Source organism: Pseudomonas sp. GW821-FHT09H03, from assembly GCF_059415945.1.
Genome location: NZ_JBWKOF010000004.1, coordinates 179,083 through 204,047, shown reverse-complemented (window position 1 = coordinate 204,047; position 24,965 = coordinate 179,083). Strand labels below are relative to the sequence as shown.

18 protein-coding genes are annotated in these 24,965 nt (G+C 58.1%); 14 read left to right on the top strand and 4 right to left on the bottom strand.

Features of this window, described 5'->3' with window-relative positions; translation table 11 throughout:
- Positions 1-257 precede the first annotated feature (257 nt).
- Positions 258-1,364 (top strand): RHS repeat-associated core domain-containing protein, encoded by a 1,107-nt coding sequence (locus AC07OG_RS07535; RefSeq protein ID WP_495066622.1) that lies wholly within the window; start codon positions 258-260, stop codon positions 1,362-1,364.
- Positions 1,365-1,577: 213 nt separating this feature from the next.
- On the opposite strand, the gene AC07OG_RS07530 is transcribed toward AC07OG_RS07535, so the two are convergent.
- Positions 1,578-2,510 (bottom strand): helix-turn-helix domain-containing protein, encoded by a 933-nt coding sequence (locus AC07OG_RS07530; protein ID WP_495066621.1) that lies wholly within the window; start codon positions 2,508-2,510, stop codon positions 1,578-1,580.
- Between the two features lie 161 nt (positions 2,511-2,671).
- On the opposite strand from AC07OG_RS07530, the gene AC07OG_RS07525 reads away from it, so the two are divergent.
- The 6 genes from AC07OG_RS07525 to AC07OG_RS07500 all read left to right on the top strand — a co-directional run bounded on the left by AC07OG_RS07525 (position 2,672) and on the right by AC07OG_RS07500 (position 10,901).
- Positions 2,672-4,030: a glutamine synthetase family protein gene (locus AC07OG_RS07525; RefSeq protein WP_495066620.1), complete on the top strand. Its 1,359-nt coding sequence runs from the start codon at positions 2,672-2,674 to the stop codon at positions 4,028-4,030.
- Between the two features lie 224 nt (positions 4,031-4,254).
- Positions 4,255-5,343: a polyamine ABC transporter substrate-binding protein gene (locus tag AC07OG_RS07520; protein ID WP_060542144.1), complete on the top strand. Its 1,089-nt coding sequence runs from the start codon at positions 4,255-4,257 to the stop codon at positions 5,341-5,343.
- On the top strand, positions 5,340-6,647 hold the full coding sequence (locus AC07OG_RS07515) for an NAD(P)/FAD-dependent oxidoreductase (protein WP_495066619.1): 1,308 nt from the start codon (positions 5,340-5,342) through the stop codon (positions 6,645-6,647). The genes AC07OG_RS07520 and AC07OG_RS07515 overlap by 4 nt, the downstream gene beginning before the upstream one ends.
- Before the next feature lie 254 nt (positions 6,648-6,901).
- Positions 6,902-8,410 carry a MocR-like pyridoxine biosynthesis transcription factor PdxR gene (pdxR, locus tag AC07OG_RS07510; RefSeq protein ID WP_495066618.1) on the top strand — a complete coding sequence of 503 codons (1,509 nt, stop codon included), beginning with the start codon at positions 6,902-6,904 and terminating at the stop codon, positions 8,408-8,410.
- A gap of 111 nt (positions 8,411-8,521) precedes the next feature.
- Complete coding sequence (locus AC07OG_RS07505; protein ID WP_218423078.1) at positions 8,522-9,592, top strand: sugar phosphate isomerase/epimerase family protein; 1,071 nt, start codon at positions 8,522-8,524, stop codon at positions 9,590-9,592.
- 43 nt (positions 9,593-9,635) lie between these two features.
- Entirely contained in the window at positions 9,636-10,901 is a 1,266-nt protein-coding gene (locus AC07OG_RS07500; RefSeq protein ID WP_218423079.1) for an MFS transporter, read from the top strand.
- A gap of 127 nt (positions 10,902-11,028) precedes the next feature.
- On the opposite strand, the gene AC07OG_RS07495 is transcribed toward AC07OG_RS07500, so the two are convergent.
- From AC07OG_RS07495 to AC07OG_RS07485, 3 genes are all read right to left on the bottom strand, one after another.
- On the bottom strand, positions 11,029-15,036 hold the full coding sequence (locus AC07OG_RS07495; RefSeq protein WP_495066617.1) for a response regulator: 4,008 nt from the start codon (positions 15,034-15,036) through the stop codon (positions 11,029-11,031).
- Between the two features lie 57 nt (positions 15,037-15,093).
- A complete protein-coding gene (locus AC07OG_RS07490; protein ID WP_495066616.1) occupies positions 15,094-16,251 on the bottom strand; it encodes a response regulator in 1,158 nt (385 codons plus the stop codon).
- Positions 16,252-16,380: 129 nt separating this feature from the next.
- A complete protein-coding gene (locus AC07OG_RS07485; RefSeq protein ID WP_495066615.1) occupies positions 16,381-17,157 on the bottom strand; it encodes a ParA family protein in 777 nt (258 codons plus the stop codon).
- Between the two features lie 543 nt (positions 17,158-17,700).
- Between AC07OG_RS07485 and AC07OG_RS07480 the strand changes: the two genes are divergently transcribed.
- The 7 genes from AC07OG_RS07480 to speF all read left to right on the top strand — a co-directional run bounded on the left by AC07OG_RS07480 (position 17,701) and on the right by speF (position 24,865).
- Positions 17,701-18,510: a glycosyltransferase family 2 protein gene (locus AC07OG_RS07480; RefSeq protein ID WP_495066614.1), complete on the top strand. Its 810-nt coding sequence runs from the start codon at positions 17,701-17,703 to the stop codon at positions 18,508-18,510.
- 82 nt (positions 18,511-18,592) lie between these two features.
- Positions 18,593-19,396 carry a 2OG-Fe(II) oxygenase gene (locus tag AC07OG_RS07475; protein WP_060542153.1) on the top strand — a complete coding sequence of 268 codons (804 nt, stop codon included), beginning with the start codon at positions 18,593-18,595 and terminating at the stop codon, positions 19,394-19,396.
- Positions 19,397-19,588: 192 nt separating this feature from the next.
- Positions 19,589-19,936 (top strand): metalloregulator ArsR/SmtB family transcription factor, encoded by a 348-nt coding sequence (locus tag AC07OG_RS07470; protein ID WP_060542154.1) that lies wholly within the window; start codon positions 19,589-19,591, stop codon positions 19,934-19,936.
- 23 nt (positions 19,937-19,959) lie between these two features.
- Positions 19,960-21,243 carry an arsenic transporter gene (locus tag AC07OG_RS07465; protein ID WP_495066613.1) on the top strand — a complete coding sequence of 428 codons (1,284 nt, stop codon included), beginning with the start codon at positions 19,960-19,962 and terminating at the stop codon, positions 21,241-21,243.
- Positions 21,244-21,270: 27 nt separating this feature from the next.
- Entirely contained in the window at positions 21,271-21,741 is a 471-nt protein-coding gene (locus tag AC07OG_RS07460; RefSeq protein WP_060542156.1) for an arsenate reductase ArsC, read from the top strand.
- 12 nt (positions 21,742-21,753) lie between these two features.
- The gene (gene arsH, locus AC07OG_RS07455; protein ID WP_060542157.1) at positions 21,754-22,455 is read left to right on the top strand and encodes an arsenical resistance protein ArsH; all 702 of its coding nucleotides are present in this window, start codon (positions 21,754-21,756) and stop codon (positions 22,453-22,455) included.
- A 226-nt stretch (positions 22,456-22,681) separates the two neighbouring features.
- Complete coding sequence (gene speF, locus AC07OG_RS07450) at positions 22,682-24,865, top strand: ornithine decarboxylase SpeF (protein ID WP_495066612.1); 2,184 nt, start codon at positions 22,682-22,684, stop codon at positions 24,863-24,865.
- Positions 24,866-24,965: the final 100 nt, after the last annotated feature.

Genomic DNA, 24,965 nt, shown 5'->3' with positions numbered 1-24,965 from the left:
GGGTGATGAAATAAACAACAAATTACTGCACCAACCTACCATTGAAATAGCTGGATTGGCGCGGTCATTCAGGCCGAAAAGGTGACGGATCTTGTGACAGATCTATTTTTCTATTAGTAAGTACGCTTCATCGTTAACTCGCTTCGCGATTAGGATGGAGCCTACAGGAATTCTGGACTATCAGTTCTGCTAGTACCCAGCGCTGCCAATCCGGTTGATACTCGGTCCCTCCCAGACCTGAAAGTTCGGAGCACCCAATGACCAAACCAGAGCTGCTCATCCAATACACCTACGACGCGCTGGATAAACTGGCCAGTCTCAATTCAGACAGCTCGAAACGTCATCGTTTTTACAATTCAACGCGACTGGCCACCGAGACACAGGGTGCTACAGGATATTCCATCGTCCAGCACGATAATTTCCTGTTGGCGCAGCAAAAGCACGACCGCAACACGCGCGACACCACCTTGTTGGCCACCGACCTGCAACGTTCGGTGCTGCAAACGCTCAACAAAGACACCGAACGACGAGCCATCACCTACTGCCCGTATGGGTATCCGTCTGCTATGAGTGGCTTGCTCAGTTTGCTGGGATTCAATGGCGAACGGCCAGATCCGGTGACCGGACATTATTTGTTGGGTAATGGCTATCGGGCTTTTAATCCGGTGTTGATGCGATTTAATAGTCCAGATCGTATTAGTCCGTTTGGGGAAGGAGGTTTGAATTCGTATACATACTGCTTGGGAGATCCTATAAACCGAATTGATCCAAATGGGGCAGTGACACAATATATATTTTCTAAGAGGACAGGAATTATAAAACAAACTTTCCAGTGCGGCCACACCTCCAACTGGCTGGTCAATCCGAATACACCAAACAAAATAGTGAAACGAGCGGTAGCAAAAACCAACCGTGCAGAAAGGGGAATATCGCGAAAAGAGCGTGACTTAGTCAAACTCTTCATGCTCGACAAAGAGCGCAATTACAATCCAATCGAATCCAACCTTAAAGCCCGCGCAATGAACGCCGTGATTGCCCACAACAGCTTTGACACAAAACAACTACCAATGTCTTTGCGAATCTTCGAAGACTCTGTTAAATCACAAAACAAAGCTGTCAGAAGTTTCTACACGCTAGCTGGCGTCAAAGGCAAAGGCTACAATAATATTATGAGCTCGATAAACTCACTTGCTAGTGGGAAGCTCCCAGACACGCAACTGGATGCACCTTCAGATATTATAAATATCGCGAAAAAATACCAGGAGCGTGCGGATACCATTCGGCAGCACATAAAGAAACTGGTTTACAGACAAAATTATCAACTTTTGTCTGTAGCACTGCCTGAGCTACCCAGAAATTATTGATCATCCTTGCGCATTGATATGATCAAAAAATCGATGCGTCAATCAATTATTGACAACGATCTCTCAGGAACAGATATACTTTAACATTCAGTAAGTACGCACCATCGTTGACGATCTTCGCGAGCAGGCTCGCTCCTACAGGGGGATTGCGGTCCTCTTCATGGTTCGGGAAGTGGACGCGGTAGTGATCTGCATGATGACCCCGCGAGCCTTCTAGCGCCGCCCCCGTCTGCTCGTTTGCACGGTGCTCGCGCGTTTAAGGGTGTCACTCGGCAATTCCTTGAACAACGCACGGTAGCTGCTGGAAAACCGTCCCAAATGCCAGAACGACCAGTTCATCGCCACTTCGGCCACAGTGGTTTGCGTCGGCGTGCAACTGAGCAACTCGCGGCGGGCGCTGTTCAGTCGGCGCAGGCGCAGCCATTGGGTCGGGGCCATGCCGGTGTAGGTCTTGAAGGCATGCTGCAACTGGCGCAGTGAAACCCCGGCAATCTGGGACAGTTCCAGCAGGTTAAGGTGTTCTTCCGGAGTATCCGCGGCCCATTCCCCTACCCGTTTCATGATCGCCCGCTCCCCCGCCCGGCGCTGCAACGCGCCCTGGTCGAGACACACGCAGGCGTTATCGAGGATGAACAGGCAGTCTTCCAGCAACTGCTCGGTCAGGGCTTCGCGGCTCGGCGGGTCGAAGGTCTGCGACAGGCGCGTAAGGGTGCCGCTGAGCCAGCGACTGAACAAGGCATTCTGCCGGGAGTTGAGCGGCGCCAGGAACAAGCCTTCGAGCCTGGCCATGTCCAGGCTGTGCCGTTGCACGAACTGCGGGCCGAACACCACGGCAATTTCCTGATAGTTCTCCGGGGTGATCCATATATTTCGGCTTTCGCCATTGAGCAGGTAGAGCGCGTTGTCGCTGCGGTCGAAACAGAACGCCAACGAACCTTGGGGCGCGCTGAAATTCTGTTCGACCCGGGTGTTCATGGACTCTTCGTAAATCTCCACGCCCTGCAGGTCCAGATAGCGAATCTGGCCGGCGAAATGCCCCGGCGACATCTGCTGGTAATGCTGCACCCAACCCGGCGTGGCGCGGATCTGCTCGGCGACATCGGCGGTGTTGAACGCTTGGACCTGTAGCGAGTTGCAGGTTGTCATGGGTGACCCTGCGCACTCTTTTGGTGCGCTTTGTGCTGGATAAAGTGGATAGATGGAACGGCAAGGCTCGCCCAAGATAGTCGTCAACGCGCTACAGGGGAAGTGCCTGAAAGATGAAATCGGCTTGCCCTGGCGTTAATAAAACCAATAACGAGGTCTTTATGAATGCCCCTTTCGATCAGCTGTTCACATGGCTGAAAGATCACAAGATTACCGAAGTCGAGTGCGTCGTCAGCGATCTGACCGGCATTGCACGCGGCAAAATCGCACCCACCAACAAGTTCCTGCATGAGCGAGGCATGCGCCTGCCGGAAAGTGTGTTGTTGCAAACGGTAACCGGGGACTTTGTCGACGACGACATCTACTACGACCTGCTCGATCCGGCTGACATCGACATGGTCTGTAAGCCGGTGTCCGACGCCGTCTACGTAGTGCCATGGGCGATCGAACCGACGGCCATCGTCATCCACGACACGTTCGACAAGTTCGGCAACCCGATCGAACTGTCGCCGCGCAACGTGCTCAAGAAAGTGCTGCAGCTGTACACCGACAAAGGCTGGAAGCCGATTGTCGCGCCGGAAATGGAGTTCTACCTGACCCAGCGCTGCGAAGATCCGGACTTGCCGCTCAAGGCACCGCTGGGTCGTTCGGGTCGTGCGGAAAGCGGTCGTCAGTCGTTCTCCATCGATGCCGCCAACGAATTCGATCCGCTGTTCGAAGACGTCTATGACTGGTGCGAACTGCAGGGCCTGGACCTCGACACGCTGATCCACGAAGACGGCCCGGCGCAGATGGAAATCAACTTCCGTCACGGCGATGCCCTGGACCTCGCCGACCAGATCACCGTATTCAAACGCACCATGCGTGAGGCGGCGCTCAAGCACAACGTCGCGGCGACCTTCATGGCCAAGCCGGTGGGCGATGAGCCGGGCAGCGCGATGCACATTCACCAGAGCGTGGTCGAGATTGCCACCGGCAAGCCGATTTTCGCCGATGCCGATGGCAACATGAGCGAACTGTTCCTGCACCACATTGGCGGCTTGCAGAAGTACATCCCGAAACTGCTGCCGATGTTCGCGCCGAACGTCAATTCGTTCCGCCGTTTCCTGCCGGACACCTCGGCACCGGTCAACGTCGAGTGGGGTGAAGAGAACCGTACCGTCGGCCTGCGTGTACCGACTTCGAGCCCCGATGCCATGCGCGTGGAAAACCGTTTGCCGGGGGCCGACGCCAACCCGTACCTGGCGATCGCCGCCAGTCTGTTGTGCGGTTACCTGGGCATGGTCGAACGCATCGAGCCAAGCGCAGCCGTTCAGGGTCGTGCCTATGAGCGCCGCAACCTGCGCTTGCCGATCACCATCGAAGACGCCCTGACCCGCATGGAAGAGTGCGAAACCATCGGCCGTTATCTGGGCGACAAGTTCGTGCGCGGCTACGTCGCGGTCAAGCGCGCCGAGCACGAGAACTTCAAGCGGGTGATCAGTTCGTGGGAGCGGGAGTTCCTGATGCTGAGCGTTTAAAAAACAATGCTCCCCATGAGTCCGCGTTCCCCTGTGGGAGCGGGCTTGCTCGCGAATGCGGTGTGCCATTCAACATAAGTGGTGACTGATCTGGCCTCTTCGCGAGCAAGCCCGCTCCCACATCTGGAATACATTCCCCTGAGGGAGCGAGCTTGCTCGCGAAGGCGGTCGCCCCAACGCCAAAGAATCACCTGAAAAAGCCAATAACTCCAAGAGGTGTCGATATGCGTCTATTGAAAACCATGTTCCCGATCGCACTGGCCGCGCTGTTCAGCGCCGGTGCCCAGGCTCAGCCAACAGTCAGCGTCTACAACTGGACCGACTACATCGGCGAAACCACCCTCGCCGACTTCCAGGCCAAGACCGGGATCAAGGTGATCTACGACGTCTTCGACTCCAACGAAACCCTGGAAGGCAAACTGCTCGCCGGTCGCACCGGCTATGACGTAGTGGTGCCTTCCAACCACTTCCTCGCCCGTCAGGTGAAGGCCGGCGCGTTCCTCAAGCTCGATCGCGAGCAACTGCCGAACTTCAAGAACCTCGACCCGAAACTGCTGGCCCTGCTGGAGAAAAACGATCCGGGTAACGAGCACTCGGTGCCGTACCTGTGGGGCACCAACGGCATCGGCTACAACGTCGACAAGGTCAAGCAGGTACTGGGCATCGACCGCATCGACTCCTGGGCCGTGCTGTTTGAACCTGAGAACCTGAAGAAGCTCAGCCAGTGTGGCGTTTCGATGATGGACTCGGCGGACGAAGTCTACCCGGCGATCCTCAACTACATGGGCATGGACCCACGCAGCGAAAGCCCCGAAGACTACAAAAAGGCCGAGGCCAAGCTGCTGACCATCCGCCCTTACATCACCTACTTCCACTCATCCAAGTACGTGTCGGACCTGGCCAACGGCGACATCTGCGTGGCCTTCGGTTATTCCGGCGACGTGTTCCAGGCCGCCAACCGCGCCAAGGAAGCCAATAACGGCGTGAACATCGCCTACTCCATTCCCAAGGAAGGCGCCAACCTGTGGTTCGACCTGCTGGCCGTTCCTTCCGACGCCAGCAATCCGAAAGAAGCGCACGCCTTCATCAACTACCTGCTGGACCCGCAAGTGATTGCCAAGGTCAGCGCGGCGGTGGGCTACGCCAACCCGAACCCGGCAGCCAAGCAATACATGGACCCTGAGCTGGTCAATAATCCCGAGGTCTACCCGCCTCAGGAAGTCCTCGACAAGCTCTACATTTCCACCACCCCGCCCCAGTCGATCATGCGTCTGATGACCCGTTCGTGGAGCAAAGTGAAGTCCAACAAATGAATCAGTACACCAACGAACACACCCAGTCCTATTACGCTGCATCGGCCAAAGGCATGGCACCACGCCCTGCCCTGGCCTCGGACCTTGAGGCAGATGTCTGCGTGATCGGCGGTGGCTTCACCGGCGTCAACACCGCCATCGAACTGGCCCAGCGCGGGCTCTCGGTAGTGCTGCTGGAAGCCCGGCGAATTGGCTGGGGCGCCAGCGGGCGCAACGGCGGCCAGTTGATTCGCGGCATTGGTCATGACGTCAGTGGTTTTGCCAAGCATGTTGGCACCGAAGGCGTGCGTTACCTTGAGCGCGCCGGCATCGAATCGGTGCAACTGGTGGGCGAGCGCATCCGCGAACACGGGATCGATTGCGACCTGCGCTGGGGTTTTTGCGAGCTGGCCAATACACCGGCGCATTTTGCCGGGCTGAAGGCCGAACACGCACAACTGCTCGAATCAGGCTACGCCCATGAAACCCGCCTGGTTGAAGCGGGACAGATCCGCGAGCAGGTGGTGAACTCCGCTGTGTATGCCGGTGGCCTGGTGGACATGGGTTCGGGGCACTTGCACCCGCTGAACCTGGTGCTCGGCGAAGCGAAGCTCGCGCAGTCCCTTGGTGTACAGATCTTCGAGCAAAGCCCGGTGCTGGAGTTGGTCCATGGCAGCACGGTGCAGGTACGCTGTGCCGGTGGCACCGTGCGCGCCGGCAGCTTGGTCCTGGCCTGCAACGCCCATCTGGAGGAGCTCGAACCCAGACTCAGTGGCAAGGTGCTGCCGGCCGGCAGCTACATCATCGCCACCGAACCGCTGTCCGAGGAGTCTGCCGCGCAACTCATTCCGCACAACGTTGCGCTGTGCGACCAGAAAGTCGGCCTGGATTACTATCGGCTCTCGGCGGACCGGCGCTTGTTGTTCGGTGGCGCCTGCCACTACTCCGGCCGCGACCCGGCGGACATCGCCGCCTACATGCGCCCGCAGATGCTCAAGGTATTCCCGCAACTGGCGAATGCGCGCATCGACTACCAATGGGGCGGCATGATCGGTATCTCTGCCAATCGTTTCCCCCAGGTCGGGCGCTTGAGCCAGCACCCCAACGTGTACTACGCCCAGGGCTACTCCGGCCACGGTCTGAACGTCACCCATTGGTGCGCCAAACTGTTGGGCGAAGCGATCCACGCCGGTCACAGCAAAGGCTTCGACGTGTTCAGCGGCGTGCCACACATGACGTTCCCCGGCGGCCGGGCACTGCGTTCACCACTGCTGGCCCTGGGCATGTTGTGGTACCGGATGCGCGAAATGCTGGGTGCCGGCTAGCCCGCAACGCTTCCTGTGCGCACCTCACCGCTGCGCACATAGCGGGCGATGAGCACGCCGGCAGCGCCCGGGATCGCAGCGATCAGCAGGGGGGCGCGCCCTGATGGATAGTCGAACGAGAGACCGTGAAATCGACAGTGCGATGGGCAATGCCAGCGGTAGATGACTTATCCAGCGGCTCTCGATACCCTTTCGTACCCAGTTGCCTGACAATGCTCCAGGTCAAAACCACAATCCGGCAAGACGTACGAATCATGAAATCCTCCGCAGGTTTGCTGTTGTCAGGTATCGAACTGGATCCTGCCAGCGCGATTCCCTTGTACCGCCAACTCTACTTGCAGATTCGCAAACAGATTCTCAGTGGAAGGATTCAAGGCGGCGTGCGCCTGCCATCGACCCGGACCTTGAGCAACGAGCTGAAGCTTTCGCGAATCACCATTCTCAATGCATTCGATCAACTGATTGCCGAAGGTTTTCTGACCTCGCGTACCGGGGCCGGCACCTATGTCGGCAACGAGTGGGAGAACCGCGGTAGTGCCGACGATCAGCCGCAGCCCCCGCCTCCTCGGCTGTCTGACCTGAGCCACTCCATGCTGTCTCTGCGCAGCAGTCACTTTCAGGGCGTTTCCTATGAAAGCTGGGCTGCGCAGACACCGACCTCGTTCCTGCCCAGCCACAGCGCCTACGACGCATTCCCGCAAGCGGTGTGGAAGCGCCTGATGAACCGCCACCTGCATAAACCGACCAAGGCCCTGCTTGGCTATGGCGAACTGCAAGGCTTGCAGAGCCTGCGCCAGGCCATTGCCGAGTACGTCTTTGATGCCCGTGGCATCGACTGCAGTGCCGGGCAGGTGGTGATCGTCTCCGGCGCCCAGCAAGCCTTTAACCTGCTGGGCATGCTGCTGCTCAATCCACAGGACAGCGTGTGGATGGAGGACCCGGGGCATATCGCGGCGCGCATCGCCTTCCAGGCCCAGGGTGGTCAGGTGGTACCGTTGCGCATCGACGATCAGGGTATTGATGTCGAGCAAGGCCTGGCCCGGTGTCCCGAAGCCCGCCTGGCGTTTACCACACCTTCGCGCCAGCATCCCTTGGGCATCACCATGAGTTCCGCCCGACGCCAGGCCCTCATCGATTGGGCTGCCCGCAACCAGAGCTGGATCATCGAGGACGACTGCGACAGTGAGTTTCGCTACAACGGCCGTCTCCTGCCTGCGCTCTATGCCATGGACCAAGGGGCCAGGGTGATCTACGTCGGAACGTTCAGCAAAGTGCTCTTCCCTTCGCTGCGACTGGGTTACGTGATACTGCCGCAGGCCCTGATCGAACCTTTCTGCACCCTGCGTGCGGTCATGGATCGCAGCCCTCCCACACTGCTGCAGGCCGTGACGGCGGACTTCATGGACGAAGGCCACTTCATCGGCCATATACGGCGCATGCGTGCGCTGTATACGGCTCGTCAGCAAGCCTTGGTCGAACAACTGCAGCAGCGCCTGAACGGTTTCTTCAAGGTCACTGCGGTGGACGCTGGCATGCACTTGATCGCCTGGCTGCCGGCGCATCTGGATGACGCCGCCATCGCCAGGGAACTGGCCCAACACAATATTCACACCTATGCCTTGAGCGACTACTGCCTCGAACATGTCCTGCCGCCCGCGCTGCTGATCGGTTTTGCCAGCACACCTGAAGATCAGGCCAGGGAGCGAGTCGAGGCACTTGCCCAAGCCTTGAGCAACATGGGCTATCTGCAAAAGGCCACTTGAGCAAGGCAAGTGGTCTTATGATTTAACTGATAATGGATCTATCGAGAGTTCCCGGCTGGCGCGATAAAGGCTGCGCCGGCAGACCCGGCGTCTGAACCAGGAACGACTCGAATGAACAATAAGATCCAGGAACGTTTCAATGCCTTGCTCAGCCACAAGGTTGTCGAGACCGACGCACCGCCAGTACTGACTCAAGCGCTGGCTCGCCAGCTGCTCGACCGCCTGGGCCAACTGCGCCTGTTTGCCCATGCCTATCCCCTGCTGACCAACCTCACCCACGGTCGCGTCAAGCCGGCCGACCTGTTGGACTTCGCCTATCGCCACGAACTGCAGGGTCTGAGCCTGCATTTGCTCGACGGCGAGGAAAACAGCTTGAGCCAGATGACTGCCGGGCAACTCCAGGCGTTTGCCGACAAGGCCCGCGGGCTCGAACTGGATGTGCACCTGGAAATCAGCAGCACGCGCAAACAGGACGTCGATCAAGTGATCGCCATTGCCAAGGCCGTGGGCACCCGCAACATCCGCGTCTACTCGCGCTACGAAGGTGCGCTGTCGCGGGTCATGGACGTGATCGAATCCGACCTGCATTACCTTGCCCGGCAAGCTGACGAGCATGACCTGTACTTCGATTTCGAACAGCACGAGGAACTCAAGAGCGCCGAGATCGCGCAACTGCTCAACCGTCTCAATCACCCTCGCCTGCATGCCTTGTTCGACTTCGGCAACATGATCAATGCCTGCGAGCAGCCCCTGCAGGCCCTTCGTACACTAGCGCCGCACATTCGCCAGACCCACCTGAAGGGCGTGCGCATCGTCCCCGAACTCAATGGCTTCGGCCATTACGGCGTGCAGCAAGGTTGCGCCGAAGATGACCTGCCCAACGCGCGCATGTTGTTCGAACTGTTGATGCTCGGTGAAACAACCCCGCAAGTGATCGCGTTCATCCTCGAACAGGAAAATCACTACGTGGCTCCGGCGTTCCGGCAGACCGATGAAGCTGCCGACCCTTTTATCGCTTACCGGGAAATGAGTGATACGCCGCTGCCATCGGGTTACTCGCTGGAGCGAATGCTGGCTGACGAACACCGCTGGGCGAACAACCAGGTCGCTTACGTAAGAAGTCTGCTGGCGGAGTTTCGAACTCTGGCCGAATTGACCCTGGCCAACCCTTCGACGCATTGACCTGACACGCAACAGTGATTACCAATTCGCCTGGAGTACAAAAATGACAACTCGTGACAAGGCCAAATGGCTCAGATTCCTGATTCTCATCCTCGGTGGCGGCACCATCTACAAGCTGGCAAACCTCAAGGATGCCTTTTATGTGCCCATGCAGGAATTCATGGGCCTGAGCCACACGCAAATCGGCTTGCTGCTCAGCGCCAATGCCATCATCGCCACTGCGCTGTTCGTCGTGGGCGGCATGCTGGCGGACCGTTTCGATACACGAAAACTGATTCCTCTGGGCCTGCTCGGCACCGGCAGCCTGGGGCTCTACCTGGCGACCTTCCCGCCCTTCAACAGCCTGCTGATTGTATTTTGCCTGTTGGCGGTCTGCGCCGACTGCCTCTTCTGGCCATCGCTGCTCAAGGCCATCCGCAATCTCGGCGACGACAAGGAGCAAGGCCGGCTGTTCGGTCTATTGGAAGGTGGCCGTGGTGTCATTGATACCCTGGTCGCCTTCTCTGCGCTGGGTGTCTTCGTCGCCATGGGTTCCGGGGAAGCCGGGCTGAAGTCGGCGATTGCGTTTTACTCGGTCATCGACATTCTGGCCGGAATCCTGACCTGGATCCTGCTCAAGAGCGGCACCGCACAGTCGGCTGCCAAGCCGAAGAACGGTTTGGCGAACCTGCTCGAGGCGGTCAAGGTGCCGGGCATCTGGCTGGTCAGCCTCAACGTGTTCATGGTTTACATCGTCTACTGCGGCTTGACCTATTTCATTCCCTACCTCAAAGAGATGTATGGGCTGCCGGTGGCACTGGTAGGCGCCTACGGCATCATCAATCAGTATTTCCTCAAGATCCTCGGCGGCCCGGCCGGAGGCTTTATCGCCGACAAGCAGTTCAAGAGCACCAGTCGTTACCTGAAATGGGCGTTCCTGGCCTTGCTGCCGCTGATGGGCGTGATCCTGCTGATCCCCAAGAGCCCGAGCTTCATCTACGCGGGCATGGCCGCCACCCTGTCCTTCGCGCTGATTGTCTTTTCCATGCGCGGCGTGTTCTGGGCACCCATGGGTGAAGTGGGCATCCCTCAGCACATCACTGGCTCGGCGTTCGGTATCGGTTGTCTGATCGGCTATGCACCGGGCATGTTCGCTTACGTGATCTACGGCGCGATACTCGACCATTTCCCTGGACAGCAGGGCTACAACTACGTGTTCAGTCTGATGAGTGTATTGGCCGTTATCGGGTTCATGGTGTCCAGCCTGCTGTATCAGGCTGTGCGCAGCAACGCCTCGACCTCAGCTGAAGTGGGTGTGGCGCAAGCTTGAGCTTGGCCCTGTTGAACTGAAACCGGCGGGCCAGGTGCTATGCACATTGCAGCACCTGGCCAACCAGCGCTGGCAGATCAGTCTTGCCAATCAGCCCGGCTATATGCCTGTTTCGCCGGCTGGAGGATCAGGACAGCGTTTCCAGTAATTCCAGTGCCTGATCGAAATCGAAGCTCTCGGCTTGCTGGACAACCCGATGCAACTGCTCGACCACCCGAGGGCCTGACGCCAGCCCCTGCAGTTTGTGCAAGGCAGTCAGCACCTCGGTGTCACTCTCGGCCAGCAGGTATCGGACGTGGGCCAATTGCGTGTGCCATTCTTTGTCCAAAGGTGGCGTGGCAGATGAATCCAGAGACGAGGTCGGTTCGTTCAGCGCCGACAATCCTTCCAGCACCGGTGTCAGACAGCGTTCGACTTGCTCCAGTCGCTGTGCCAGTTCCTGCTCGTCTGCTGCGCTCTGGCACGCCTGCTCCAGGGCGCTTGCGGCCTGCGCCACGTCCAGGGCACCGATGTTGCCCGCTGTACCGCGCAAGGTATGGGCCAGTCTGGCCGTTGCCGAAGGATCACTTTCATCCTGGGCTGCGAGGAACGCAGTGGAGAAATCCTGCTGGCTGGCGTGAAACTTGCGCAGCAGGCGCAGGTACAGTTCGACTTTGCCCATGCAGGTGGCAAGACCCGCCTGCAGATCAATACCAGGGAGGCTGCCGGGCAAGCCCGTGGTCGGTACTGCAGTGACCGGTGAAACTTCGGTCGCGGGTGCACTACGGCCCGCCCGCGGATGTATCCACCGGGCCAGAGTGGCGAACATGTCTTCGATGTTCAACGGCTTGGAGATGTGATCGTTCATGCCGCAGGCTAGCGCCCGCTCGCGGTCCCCGGCCATGGCATTGGCGGTCATGGCGATCACTGGCAGCTGCGCCCAGCGTGGCTGCTCGCGTATCCTGGCGGTAGCGGTGTAGCCGTCCATCACCGGCATTTGGCAGTCCATCAACACCCCGTCGAAGTCGGCGTCTCGCTCCAGTTGCTCGAGCGCCTCTGCTCCGTGGACGGCCAGACACAGCTCGATTCCGGCGCTCTCGAGCAGTTCACACGCCAGTTCCCGGTTCAGGTCATTGTCCTCCACCAGCAGCAGTCGCGCGCCACGCAGGCTGGCCATGACGCTGGCGCTCTGGCCGAGCCGCGCGCTGGCCCGGGTATCGCTGAGGGGGATCTTGCCGAGCATCGCGCACAACGACTCAAGCAAAGTCGACGGAGTGACTGGCTTGGTCAGCACCATCGGCAATTGAATGTCATGCCGGTCGGCCTCTAAGCGCATCTCCTCGTTACCAAACGCGGTGACCATGATCACTTGAGGCGTTTGTACCATTTTGGCTGCATGCATCTGCCGCACCGTCTCCACACCGTCCATGCCCGGCATGCGCCAATCCATGAGCACCAGATCATAGGGCCGTGCCTTTGTTTGGGCCTCCTGCAGCATGCTCAGTGCCACTTTTCCGCTGTGTGCGACGTCTACCTGGACGCCGAAACTGCGTGCCATGGTGGAAAGAATCTCGCGGGCGCTGGCATTGTCGTCGACCACCAACACACGGGTGCCGACCAATTCGTCGGCGGTCGCCATGCGCCGCAACTGGCCTTCGCGTTGCACGCCCAGGCTCACCTCGAAATGAAAAACGGAGCCTTGACCCGGCTCGCTCTCGACCCAAATATTACCGCCCATCAGCTCCACCAGATGTCGGGAGATGGCCAGGCCCAACCCGGTCCCGCCGTACTTGCGCGTGGTAGAGCTGTCGGCCTGGCTGAACGGCTGAAACAGGCGTGAGCATTGCTCGCTGCTCATGCCGATGCCGCTGTCACGCACCCAGAAGTGTAACTGCGCCTGCTCCCCTGCACCGCCGCGCTGCTCTACGCCGAGAACGATCTCGCCCTGCTCGGTGAATTTCGTCGCATTGTTGCCCAGGTTGACCAACACCTGGCCCAGGCGCAATGGGTCGCCGATCAACGCGGTCGGCAGTTTGGCAGCGATGCTGAACAGCAATTCCAGGCCTTTGTCCTCGGCTTTGAGGCCAATCATGCTGGCAAAGCCTTCAAGAACGTCCTCCAGGTGAAAGGGAATGTGCTCCAGATGCAGCTTGCCGGCCTCGATCCTTGAGAAATCGAGGATGTCGTTGATGATCACCAACAAATACTCTGCCGAGCGATGGACCTTTTCGATGTAGTTGCGCTGGCGCGGGTCAAGATCGGTGCGCAATGCCAAGTGGCTCATGCCGATGATGGCATTCATCGGTGTGCGGATCTCGTGGCTCATGGTCGCCAGGAAGTTGCTCTTGGCCCGAGTCGCCTCTTCTGCCGCCTCGCGTGCGCGTTGCACCTCGGCCTCGGCGGTCTTGCGCTCGGTGATGTCAAAGTACCAGTTGGCCCCGATGCCCAACTCCCCCAGCTTGAGCGTGACCGCCGAAACCAGTACTTCCAGGGGTTCACCGGCGGCGCACTGCAGGCTGCCTTCGAAGTTCAGCACCGTACCCTGGGCTGCCGCGGCGAGGAAACGTTGGTGTGCCTGCGGGTCAACCCAGAACTGCCCCGGGTCCGTCGCTTCAAGTTCAGCGAAGCGGACCCCGAACAAGCTTTCGAACTGCGGATTGCAGTAGGTCGGACGGCCATCGGCACCTCTGATCACCATGGCCACCGGGCTGCTGTCGAGAACTGCGCGCAGCTGTGCCTCGGTAGCACGCAACGCCGATTGCTGGGACTCGAGTACCTTTGCCTGCTCCTTGAGTTGCAACGCCTGTTCTGCGACTTCACTGGCCTGGCGACGAGTTTCTGCCAATAGCGACTTCACCGCCTGATTGCGCTCCATGATCGCCATGGCCGCAGCCAGGCGAGGGGTGGCTTCATGCAACAGCTGCATCTCGCGCTCGCCTAACGGCGCCAGTGCGGCAAGCTCCAGTACCCCAAGCAACCGCGCACCATGCACGATCGGTTGCAACAGCATGCAACTGGCCACAGTCTCGCCAAGCGGTGTGTGCAGACGCCGGTAATACTCGGGCGGCGCCTGAAACTGTCGCGGCTGACGGTCCACCGCGCACTGTCCCAACAGCCCATCGCCGAAGAGAATCTGCTCCTGCGGTGGTCGCTCGGCATCGGTGGCATAGCGTCCCATCAGCAGCAACTGGTCGCCGTCTTCCTGGGCACTGTACAGCACCCCCTGGCAGACTCCGTGCAGGCCGGCCATGTGTTGCAGGAATACCTGCGCCAGTTCGGCGGGCGTTTCGGTCTGCTGCAGATCGACCTGCAATTGGGCCGTATGCGCCTTGATCCAGCGCTGACGCTCCAGTTGTTGGGACTCGGTCTGCAATTTGGCGATGGCCCGCGCCAGGTCGCCGGTTTCATTGTTCAGATCAGTGTGGGGAATCGGCTGATCGAGTTGTCCGGCGGCCAACTGATCGACCGCAACCCGCACCCGGTTGAGCGGATTGCGAATCGACTGGCTGACCAGCCAGGACAGCAGCAGCGCCAGAGACAAGCCACCGAACAACAGGACGTAGGTCAGCCGGGTACTGCGTTCGGCGTATTCGGCAATATCCTTGGCCGTGTCACGGATCGAGGCTTCCTTGATCTGGGCGATGGCGTACAGGAGGGTGTCGGCTTGCCGGGCAATCTGCTGGAACTCGTTGCTGTTGACCAGCGACTGCGCCTGGGTCTGCTTGCCCTGGTTAATCAACAGGGACGCCTGTTCGCCATAATTTTGCAACCGTTGAAGCAACAGGTCGAACTCGGCCAGGCGCGCCAGGTTCTCCGCGAGCCTGAGCGTCACTTTGGCGCGCGCCAAGGCCTTTTGCAGACGGTCCTGGAATTCCCCCAACTGCTGCAGCGATTCGACCCGCAACTGTGCGCTGTCGGTGCCTACCGCACGCTGCAGCGCTTGCATCATATGCGGCAATTGCACCCGAGCTTCCTGCACGTGCTCCATGCCGACCAGTTCCTGCAGGTAGAGGTTTTGCATGTCCTGCTTGAGCGATTGCTGGGTCCGCAGGCTTTGTGCGCCAAGCACCAGCACCAACACCAACAGCGCCGAAAACCCCAGGATCAGTTTGTGCAATAGCGCGAGGCGCTCAAGCAGGGTGCGCAATCGAGCCATGACCTATCCTCGTAAACCTGAAAAAAACACTGGCAAAGGGAGCTCGCAGGAGCGGGTTCAGGGCTTCTGACCGAGACGTTCCTGGGCAACCAGCTTGTCGGCCATGTCCTGATCGGTATCGGCGAAGCGCACGGCAATGGCCTGGAACTGTTCAACACAGGACAGGAAGGCATCGCAGACGTCCGGATCGAAGTGCGTACCACGCCCCTGACGAATAATCTCGACGGCTTGCGCGTGGGGCATCCCGGCTTTATAGACCCGTCGGCTGATCAGCGCGTCATAGACATCGGCTACCGCCATCAACCGGGCGCTGATGGGAATGTCGTCGCCAGCCAGCCCTTGGGGATAGCCGCTGCCGTCCCATTTTTCCTGGTGACTGTAGGCAATCTCCTTGGCCAGGTTGAGAAAGTCGGCGCGAAAACCAAGCCGGTCCTCGGCAAGCTGGATGGCGTCACGCCCCAGGGTCGTATGGGTTTTCATGATCTCGAACTCTTGCTCGGTGTAACGACCTGGCTTGAGGAGGATATGGTCGGGAATGCCGACCTTGCCAATATCGTGCAGCGGTGCCGACTTGAATAGCGACTCGATCGTCTGCTCGTTGAGAAAGTGACTGAATCGTGGATGATCAAGCAGGTATTGCGCCAGAACCTTTATGTAGTGCTGGGTCCGGCGGATATGGTTGCCCGTTTCGTTATCGCGAGTCTCCGCCAGGGAAGCCATCGCCTGAATGGCTACGTCCTGGATCGCCGTCACCTCGCGCGTGCGACGCTCGACCTCCTGCTCCAGATAGTCGTTGTGATCGCGCAGGAAGTCTTTGGCAGCCTTGAGCTTGAGCTGGGTGTCGACCCGCGCCAGAACCAGCGCAGGCCTGATGGGTTTGGTGATGTAGTCGACAGCCCCCAGTTCCAGGCCATGGATCTCATCTTCGGTTCCGGCCAGCGCTGTCAGAAAGATGATAGGAATGTCGCGGGTTCGTGGATCGCGCTTGATCTGTTCTGCCACTTCATGGCCGGACAAACCGGGCATCATCACGTCAAGCAGAATCAAGTCCGGCAGTGCGTCGCCCTGCAGTATTCGCAGGGCCTTTTCTCCGCTATTGGCGGCCTTGACCCGATAGTGATCCTTGAGCAGATCAGTCATCAGCATCAGGTTATCGGGCGTGTCATCGACCACCAGCAGGGTCGGCGCACTGTAATGACTCTGTTCGACACTCATGGCGGGTGGCTCCCTTGCCAGACATTGACATCCCAAGGCGACATTCCACCCCAGCGCAGGAAAGTTTAGCTGTTGTTTTCCTGAACTGCATAGCCGGCGTCAAACCGGCAGAAATTACATTGAGCCCGGCTAATGACTGGCCCCTTCCAGCGCTGAAAACAGGCTCACGTATTGCAGCGTAAGCTTATGACGTGGTGCCAGATGGATCATCGGCACCGAGGTTTCATGGGATTCACGCATTTTGACGGTGCTGCTCAAATAATCCGGCAACACTGGCAAGCCTTCGGCCACCAACTCGTTGATCAGCATCTGGTGCAAGTTGGCACGCGCCACAAATTGATTGACCACCACGCCCTCCACAACCAGGGACTCATTGTGGTCGGCCTGTAGCTCGGCCACTTGCGCGATGACCTTGTAGAGCGCCTGCCGGGAAAAGCTGTCGCAATCGAAAGGAATCAATACCCGCTCGGCGGCGATCAGCGCACTGATCGTATAAAAATTCAGGCACGGCGGCGTATCGATGTAAATGCGTTCGTAATCCTCGGAAAGTTCTACCAGCAAACGACGAAGCTTATTGATCTTGAACCGGGACTCGAGCCTGGTCTGCAGGTCAGCCAGCTCGCGGTGAGCCGTGACCAGTTGCAGATTGTCGTAGCGGGTTTGGGTGATGGCCACGCGGTTCCTTTTACTGGCCGGGCCGCTGGAGAGGGTTTGTTTGAAGAAATCGACGATCCCCATGGGAATGTCATCACCGGCCAGCCCTGTCAGGTAGCAGGTCGAGTTGGCCTGGGGATCGAGATCCACCAGTAGCGTCCTGTAGCCTTCGGCAGCACTCACGGCAGCGAGATTGCAGGCGATGCTTGACTTGCCAACACCCCCTTTCAGATTGAACACGGCTCGACGCATGGACGGGTGACCCTTTAGAAAACCTCTCTGGATCATAAGAATGAAATATTTCAGTAATATTTCTGAGCGACTATTTATTTCACTTTTAAGACAGTCGTTGCCAGGCCTGAGTGCGCCACTCGATAGCCACTGACAAGCACAACGTTGCATTTTCAGGATTGGCCAGGCGGCCGAGCCAATCAGGGAAAATCAGAAGAAGGCGCGCTGTGCAGCAGGCAGCAATCGGCTAATGGCAGGCTCTTCCTGCGATGGGTTCGTACTTCAGAACTGAATCTCATGCAACCGCACCGCTGCCTGATCAGCCTGAAAATGAAAAAATTACTTCATGGATATTTACCTGACGGGTGGACTCTAATACGATGAAGTCCGCGTCTATTGCTTGCCATCAGGCCTGTCTAAGCCATGGCCATTCAGTGTATGAGAGGCAAACTGCAAACAGGGCTTTATAGTTGTCAAGAAACCCATGGATTCATACAAACGAAAACTGGACACAGGATCAGTCATTTCTACATCTAACTATAATATTACTGAGGGCCCTGAACGATGAACAACACCAGTTTTGCGACTAAAAGCCCTGAAACTTTCAGCGTTGTAATAGTTAATTACAAAACAGCGGAAATCACCAAAATCTGCCTGGATCTGTTGCACCAGCATCTGTCCAGCGACAACGTGCCGATATGGGTAGTGGATAACTACTCCGCCGATGAAAGCACTGAATACCTGCGGACACTCGACTGGATCAATTTGATAGAGCGTTCTGTTTCCGAACCGGAGGCAGGTCATATCGCCCATGGCAAGGCACTGGACATGGTGCTGCAGCGAGTTGAAACTGATTATTTATTTTTGATGCACACGGACACATTTGTTTTTGATAAAAATATCTTTTCGCTGATGTTGAACAAGTGCACCAAGAACTGCAACGTCGTAGCCGTCGGCTGTGTCGAACAACTAAATCGTGGAACCGTGCGAACATTCTGGCGGTTTAGCTCACGTTTGTTCAAGCATCACTTCAGGCGTTTGAAAATTTCCATGGGGCTAAAATCCAGAGAGCCAAAGCCCTATAAAGAAGTCTATCTGAAGAGCTTCTGCACACTGTGGAACTGCAAGCTCATCAAGCAACACGGCATGCATTTCTCGATGGATGATCGTGTTCCCGGCTATACCCTCCAGGACCGCATGACCGAGCTTGGCTATGTTGTCGAGATGTTATCGCCACGTAAAATATTCAGCTATCTCGATCATATCCAGGCCGGAACTGTCGCAGCGACGGGCGGCTATGAGACCACCCACAGACGAACCAAAATGTACAACAACATTCTTAAACGCCTGAACAAGGATGCCGGCAAGGCTTAAGCTGAGCAGGCATGCACGAGCCGTGCTGCCAGCCCTGCTGCGAGGCATCCACAGGTTTTTACATTAAGTTATTGGAGCGGTAATGGCACCCATCACTCAAGCACTACCTATCACCTTGTCTGCGGAGCTTGATTTCGACCAGAACGCGGCCAGCGACTTTGGGCACTCCTTGACCAGTCACTATGTCCAGGCCGAGCCATTTCCGCACATCGTCATCGATAACTTCTTGCACGAAGAGCTGATTGCAGCGATCTGCTCACACTTCCCGGCCGAGCCAACAAACAACGAAATGCTCTATGAGCGCGGCTATAAGGGTCAGCTTAAACGTCAAATCAGCCCCAACGAATGTCCGCCTTTTCTGAAAACTGTTTTTAACGCATTCAACTCGGCGCCGATGCTGCAGTTTCTTGAAAAGCTCACCGGCATCGAAGGTTTGATACCTGACCCCTATTTCACCGGTGGCGGTCTGCATGAAACCAAAAGTGGTGGTTTTCTGGGGGTGCACTCGGACTTCCGGCTCAACAAGAAGCTTAATGTCGAGCGCAGACTGAATGTCATCATTTATCTGAATGAAAACTGGCAAGAGGAATATGGCGGCAACCTGGAGATCTGGGATATCGGCATGAAGAACTGCGTCAAGAAGATCCTGCCGATTTTCAACCGCTGCGTCATTTTCAATACCGATAAAGATAGCAATCATGGGCACCCGGAGCCTTTGACGACCCCCGAGCACATCACCCGCAGGTCCATCGCGCTGTATTACTACACCGCAGGAACCATGGCGATCGATCCGACCCAAAGAAACAAGACCCACTACAAGCCACGGCCCAAAGACCGTTTCAGCCTCAAGTACTACCTGGGCAAACTACTAAAGAAGAAGAACTGAAATCCATAGGCGATCGAGTTCGAGTTGACAGGCGTAGGCTGGCAACCCCGGATACGCCTTCCACGCTCGGTCGCCGCGATGCTTTGCAGGCGTTGCCGAGGCGCCGCATTGGGTTGGAAGCTCGCTTTGCGGCTTGCCTTAGATATATGGATATCCGTATATTAGGTTATCCATATGTGAAAGACTCACCCCATGATGACCCCACCCGAAGTTTTCAAGAGCCTGGCCGACGAGACCCGTGCCCGCGCCACCTTGCTGATTGCAGGTCAAGGCGAGCTTTGTGTCTGCGAGCTGATGTGTGCCCTCGATGACAGCCAGCCGAAGATCAGCCGTCATCTCGCCCAGTTACGCAGCATCGGTTTGCTGCTCGATCGTCGTCAGGGGCAGTGGGTTTACTACCGGCTCAATCCGGGCTTGCCGGCCTGGGTACACGAAATCCTTCAGATGACGTTGCAGGCCAATACCGAATGGCTGAAAAACGATGCCTCCCGCCTGCAGAACATGGATGGACGCCCTGTCCGCGATGTTGCCTGCTGCTGAATCCCTGATAGAGAGCACTTTCGATGCTGGTCGCTGCTGCAGTCTTCGTCTTCACCCTGATTCTGGTCATCTGGCAACCCAAAGGCCTCGGCGTAGGCTGGAGTGCAACAATCGGCGCGATCATCGCCCTGGCGGTCGGTGCGGTGTCGCTGCAGGACATTCCCGCTGTGTGGGCCATTGTCTGGAACGCAACCGCCACTTTTATCGCCGTTATCATAATCAGTCTGTTACTGGATGAAGCCGGCTTCTTCAAATGGGCCGCCCTGCACGTGGCACGCTGGGCCAATGGCAGCGGCTACCGATTGTTTGCGTTTTGCGTGCTGCTGGGCGCCGCTGTATCGGCGTTGTTTGCCAACGACGGCGCGGCGCTGATTCTCACGCCCATCGTCATGTCCATGTTGCTGGCCCTGCGATTCTCGCCCGCGGCAACTTTGGCCTTTGTGATGGCCGCTGGCTTTATCGCCGACACCGCCAGCCTGCCGCTGGTGGTGTCCAATCTGGTGAACATCGTGTCGGCCGATTACTTCGGGCTGGGTTTCGCCGAGTACGCCTCCGTCATGGTGCCGGTAAACCTGGCCAGTGTCGTTGCTACCTTGCTGGTGCTGTTTGTGTATTTCCGGCGAGATTTGCCCCCGCGCTATTGCGTCGATGCACTACCGGAACCTGCGGCGGCCATTCACGACCGCGCTACTTTTGTGGTGGGCTGGTGGACGTTGCTCGTCCTGCTGGTCGGCCTTTTCGCCCTGGAACCACTGGGCATTCCGATCAGCGCAGTGGCGGCGGCCTGTGCGGCAACCCTTTTCGCGGTGGCTGCCAGAGGGCACAAGATCTCTACGCGGCGGGTGTTGCGCGAAGCCCCCTGGCAGGTCGTGGTCTTCTCCCTGGGCATGTACCTGGTGGTATACGGCCTGAAGAACGCCGGGCTGACGGACTTGCTCACCCAGGTGCTCGACTTTCTCGCTGGACAGGGTCTGTGGGTTACCGCCATGGGTACCGGACTGCTGTCCGCGTTGCTGTCTTCGGTGATGAACAACATGCCCAGCGTGTTGATCGGAGCACTGTCTATCCAGGCCAGCGGCGCCGAAGGACTGATCCGCGAGGCCATGATCTACGCCAACGTCATCGGTTGCGACCTGGGCCCGAAGATCACCCCCATTGGCAGCCTTGCCACCCTGCTCTGGCTGCATGTACTGGAGCGCAAGGGCATGCGCATCACCTGGGGTTACTACTTCAAGGTTGGCATCCTGCTGACTCTTCCGGTTCTGTTGATCACCCTCTCGGCCCTGGCACTGCGCCTGAGCCTTTGATGTCGCCCGTAGCGGCAGGAGAAACCCATGCGAGTCCTGTTCATGTGCACGGCCAATAGCTGCCGCAGCATCCTTTCAGAAGCCATGTTCAATCACCTGGCGCCCGAAGGATTCGAAGCGGTCAGCTCCGGCAGTTTTCCCAGAGGCCAGGTGCTGCCGCGCAGTCTTGCCACCCTGAAGCAGGCCGGCATCAGCATCCAGGGCTTGAGCAGCAAGGGCAATGACGCTTTCGAGGACAATCCCCCGGATATCGTCATTACCGTGTGCGACAAGGCAGCGGGCGAATCCTGCCCGGTGTATTTCGGCCCGGCGCTGAAATCCCATTGGGGGCTGGAGGATCCATCCGACGTGACGGGTGATGATGCGCTGGTCGACGCCGCCTTCCGCGCCACACTGGCGCACATCGAGCAACGCTGCATAGCCTTTCTCGCCCTGCCCTTCAAAAACCTCAGCCGCGACGAACTGATGCGTGAGCTGGATCGAATCGGCTCTCTTTGAGCAAGAGGACATATGTCAGACCACCTTCCCAACCTTGATCCAACGCTGTTCGATGACACGCAGGTCCCACAACACCCCGATGACCAAAAACCGCGCATCCTGCTGCTGTACGGGTCGACTCGCGAGCGTTCGTTCAGTCGTCTGCTGGTCGAAGAGGCTGCTCGTCTGCTGCAGCACTTTGGTGCACAGACGCGCATCTTCAATCCGTCCGGATTGCCATTGCCCGATGATGCTCCGATAGACCATCCCAAGGTGCAGGAGCTCCGCGAGCTGGTCATGTGGTCAGAAGGTCAGGTCTGGTGCTCGCCGGAACGGCATGGCGCGATGTCGGCGGTGTTCAAGGCGCAGATCGACTGGATTCCGCTGGAGCTCGGCGCCGTTCGCCCCACTCAGGGCAAGACACTGGCAGTGATGCAAGTCTGTGGCGGCTCGCAGTCGTTCAATGTGGTCAACCAGCTTCGTGTGCTGGGACGCTGGATGCGGATGTTTACCATCCCCAACCAGTCCTCGGTACCCAAGGCCTTCACCGAGTTCGACGACGCGGGGCGAATGAAGCCGTCGGCGTACTACGACCGTGTGGTCGACGTGATGGAAGAACTGGTGAAGTTCACCGTGCTGCTGCGCGACCGACAGGAATTTCTGGTAGATCGCTACTCCGAGCGCAAAGAGACTGCCGAGCAACTGATGGCGCGCGTAAACCAGCGGTCAATCTGAGACTGCCCTGGTCCGATGTAATCAACCAAGGTCATGGACTTAAAGTGCGATAAGGCGAGCGACTGCAGAATCGTTTCAAGATAATACAAAAATTCCTCACCAATTAGTTCAACGTCTCAAAAATGGACTATACCGAAAGGGCAATCAGTTCTGACTGTGAAGCTAGCGCCCTTGCAGGCGCTTGTCCCCGTAACTCAACGTCAAGACAGACGGAGAGACTCTGGTTATGAGTGCTTTGAAAATCGCTGCCGGTGAAACCGTTCGAGACTGTTTCCATACTTCCCGCCCTCTCGTTGCCCTGGACCATACTGACTTTACCAATGTCGCCGCTGCGGTGCTTACAGTGGACGATGTCATGGGGGGCGTGCTGGATGCCATCAAACGCACAGGCTTCGATATCCCGCTGTTTCTGGTGATACCCAGAGATGGTGGCAACCGTGCGCTGGAGGTCTATAAACGGCTGCATGAGGTGATCCTGCTGGTCAATGGCGTGTTCGACCTCGACGAACATAACGCCGAGTACTACGGCAACCAGCTCGAGACCGCCGCCAGGCAATATGAAGAGTGTTTGCTACCGCCCTTCTTCGATGCCCTCAAGCACTACACCGAGGCCGCCAATGCGACCTTCGCCTGCCCGGGCCACCAAGGCGGCCAGTTCTTTCGCAAGCACCCCGCCGGCCGCCAGTTTTTCGATTTCTTCGGCGAAACCCTGTTCCGCGCCGACATGTGCAATGCCGACGTCAAACTCGGTGACTTGCTGATCCACGAAGGCCCTGCCCTGCTGGCGCAAAAACATGCCGCCCAGGTGTTCAATGCCGACAAGACCTATTTCGTGCTCAATGGGACATCGGCTTCGAACAAGGTGGTGACCAACGCCCTGCTGACCCCTGGCGACCTTGTGCTGTTCGACCGCAACAACCACAAATCCAACCACCAGGGCGCACTGATCCAGGCCGGAGCGACGCCGGTTTATCTGGAAACCGCGCGCAACCCCTACGGGTTCATTGGCGGCATCGATGCCCACTGCTTTGAAGAGGACTATTTGCGCGACCTGATCAATGAGGTCGCCCCGGACAAGGCGCAGCTGCCACGCCCATTCCGCCTGGCCATCATCCAGCTGGGCACCTATGACGGCACGATCTACAACGCGCGCCAGGTGGTGGACCGCATCGGCAAGCTGTGTGACTACATCCTGTTCGACTCGGCGTGGGTGGGCTATGAGCAGTTCATCCCGATGATGAAGGATTGCTCGCCCATGCTGCTTGACCTGGGCCCGGACGATCCCGGAATTTTCGTCACCCAATCGGTACACAAACAACAGGCCGGCTTCTCCCAGGCCTCACAGGTCCACAAGAAAGATCGCCACATCAAGGGCCAGTCTCGCTACTGCAATCACGCACGGCTGAACAACGCCTTCATGGCCCAGGCCTCCACCAGCCCGTTCTATCCGCTGTTCGCTTCACTGGACGTCAATGCACGCATCCATGCCGGACGCAGTGGTTTGCGTCTGTGGGAAGATTGCGTGAAGTTCGGCATCAACGCGCGCAAGTTGATTCTCGAAGCCTGCACCCTGGTCCGCCCATTCGTGCCGGAAACCATCGACGGGCGTCTATGGCAGGACCACCCGACCGATGATATCGCCAGCGATATCCGCTTCTTCGAGTTCCACCCCAAGGATCGCTGGCATGCCTTTGCAGGCTATGCCGACAAGCAATACTTCATCGACCCCTGCAAGCTGCTGTTTACCACCCCCGGCATCGACCCGATCGATGGCAGCTACACCGACTTCGGCATCCACGCCGGCATCCTGGCCAACTTCCTGCGCCAGAACGGCATAGTCCCCGAGAAGTGCGACCTCAATTCGATTCTGTTCCTGCTCACGCCAGCCGAAGACTGGGCAAAGATGAGCCATCTGGCCGCGCAACTGGCCCGTTTCGAACAGTTCCTCAGCGACAACGCCCCCATGAGCCGTGTGTTGCCGGCCATCTATGCGCGCTACGAGGATCGCTACCGCGACTACACCATCCGCCAGCTCTGCCAGGAAATGCACGACCTCTACCGCAGCCATAACGTGCAGCAATTGCAGAAGGACATGTTCCGCAAGGAACACTTCCCGAAAAAAGCCATGAACCCGCAGCAAGCACAGATCGAATTTATCCGCGGCAATGTCGAGCTGGTGGCGCTGGCCGATGCCGACGGCCGCATCGCCGCCGAAGGGGCGCTGCCTTATCCGCCCGGCGTTTTGTGCGTGGTGCCGGGGGAAATCTGGGGTGGCGCGGTGCTCAAGTATTTCCTGGCACTGGAAGAAGGCATCAACGCCTTGCCCGGATTTACCCCGGAACTTCAAGGCGTGTACCTCAAAGAGCAAGGAGGACGGATTCGTGCCTACGGATACGTACTCAAGACCTGACCCTTAGCCTGCCCAAAGGAGAATCGTTGTTCCGGATTCATGCGCTTCAACCACGGCGTCGAGATGGAAGGCAAAAAACCAGTAGCCGCCAACGTACAAC

Bases quoted from the DNA above. Each gene is read 5' to 3' on its own strand.
- AC07OG_RS07535 (WP_495066622.1), top strand. From the start codon at position 258: ATGACCAAACCAGAGCTGCTCATCCAATACACCTACGACGCGCTGGAT.
- AC07OG_RS07530 (WP_495066621.1), bottom strand. From the start codon at position 2,510: ATGACAACCTGCAACTCGCTACAGGTCCAAGCGTTCAACACCGCCGAT.
- AC07OG_RS07525 (WP_495066620.1), top strand. From the start codon at position 2,672: ATGAATGCCCCTTTCGATCAGCTGTTCACATGGCTGAAAGATCACAAG.
- AC07OG_RS07520 (WP_060542144.1), top strand. From the start codon at position 4,255: ATGCGTCTATTGAAAACCATGTTCCCGATCGCACTGGCCGCGCTGTTC.
- AC07OG_RS07515 (WP_495066619.1), top strand. From the start codon at position 5,340: ATGAATCAGTACACCAACGAACACACCCAGTCCTATTACGCTGCATCG.
- pdxR (WP_495066618.1), top strand. From the start codon at position 6,902: ATGAAATCCTCCGCAGGTTTGCTGTTGTCAGGTATCGAACTGGATCCT.
- AC07OG_RS07505 (WP_218423078.1), top strand. From the start codon at position 8,522: ATGAACAATAAGATCCAGGAACGTTTCAATGCCTTGCTCAGCCACAAG.
- AC07OG_RS07500 (WP_218423079.1), top strand. From the start codon at position 9,636: ATGACAACTCGTGACAAGGCCAAATGGCTCAGATTCCTGATTCTCATC.
- AC07OG_RS07495 (WP_495066617.1), bottom strand. From the start codon at position 15,036: ATGGCTCGATTGCGCACCCTGCTTGAGCGCCTCGCGCTATTGCACAAA.
- AC07OG_RS07490 (WP_495066616.1), bottom strand. From the start codon at position 16,251: ATGAGTGTCGAACAGAGTCATTACAGTGCGCCGACCCTGCTGGTGGTC.
- AC07OG_RS07485 (WP_495066615.1), bottom strand. From the start codon at position 17,157: ATGCGTCGAGCCGTGTTCAATCTGAAAGGGGGTGTTGGCAAGTCAAGC.
- AC07OG_RS07480 (WP_495066614.1), top strand. From the start codon at position 17,701: ATGAACAACACCAGTTTTGCGACTAAAAGCCCTGAAACTTTCAGCGTT.
- AC07OG_RS07475 (WP_060542153.1), top strand. From the start codon at position 18,593: ATGGCACCCATCACTCAAGCACTACCTATCACCTTGTCTGCGGAGCTT.
- AC07OG_RS07470 (WP_060542154.1), top strand. From the start codon at position 19,589: ATGATGACCCCACCCGAAGTTTTCAAGAGCCTGGCCGACGAGACCCGT.
- AC07OG_RS07465 (WP_495066613.1), top strand. From the start codon at position 19,960: ATGCTGGTCGCTGCTGCAGTCTTCGTCTTCACCCTGATTCTGGTCATC.
- AC07OG_RS07460 (WP_060542156.1), top strand. From the start codon at position 21,271: ATGCGAGTCCTGTTCATGTGCACGGCCAATAGCTGCCGCAGCATCCTT.
- arsH (WP_060542157.1), top strand. From the start codon at position 21,754: ATGTCAGACCACCTTCCCAACCTTGATCCAACGCTGTTCGATGACACG.
- speF (WP_495066612.1), top strand. From the start codon at position 22,682: ATGAGTGCTTTGAAAATCGCTGCCGGTGAAACCGTTCGAGACTGTTTC.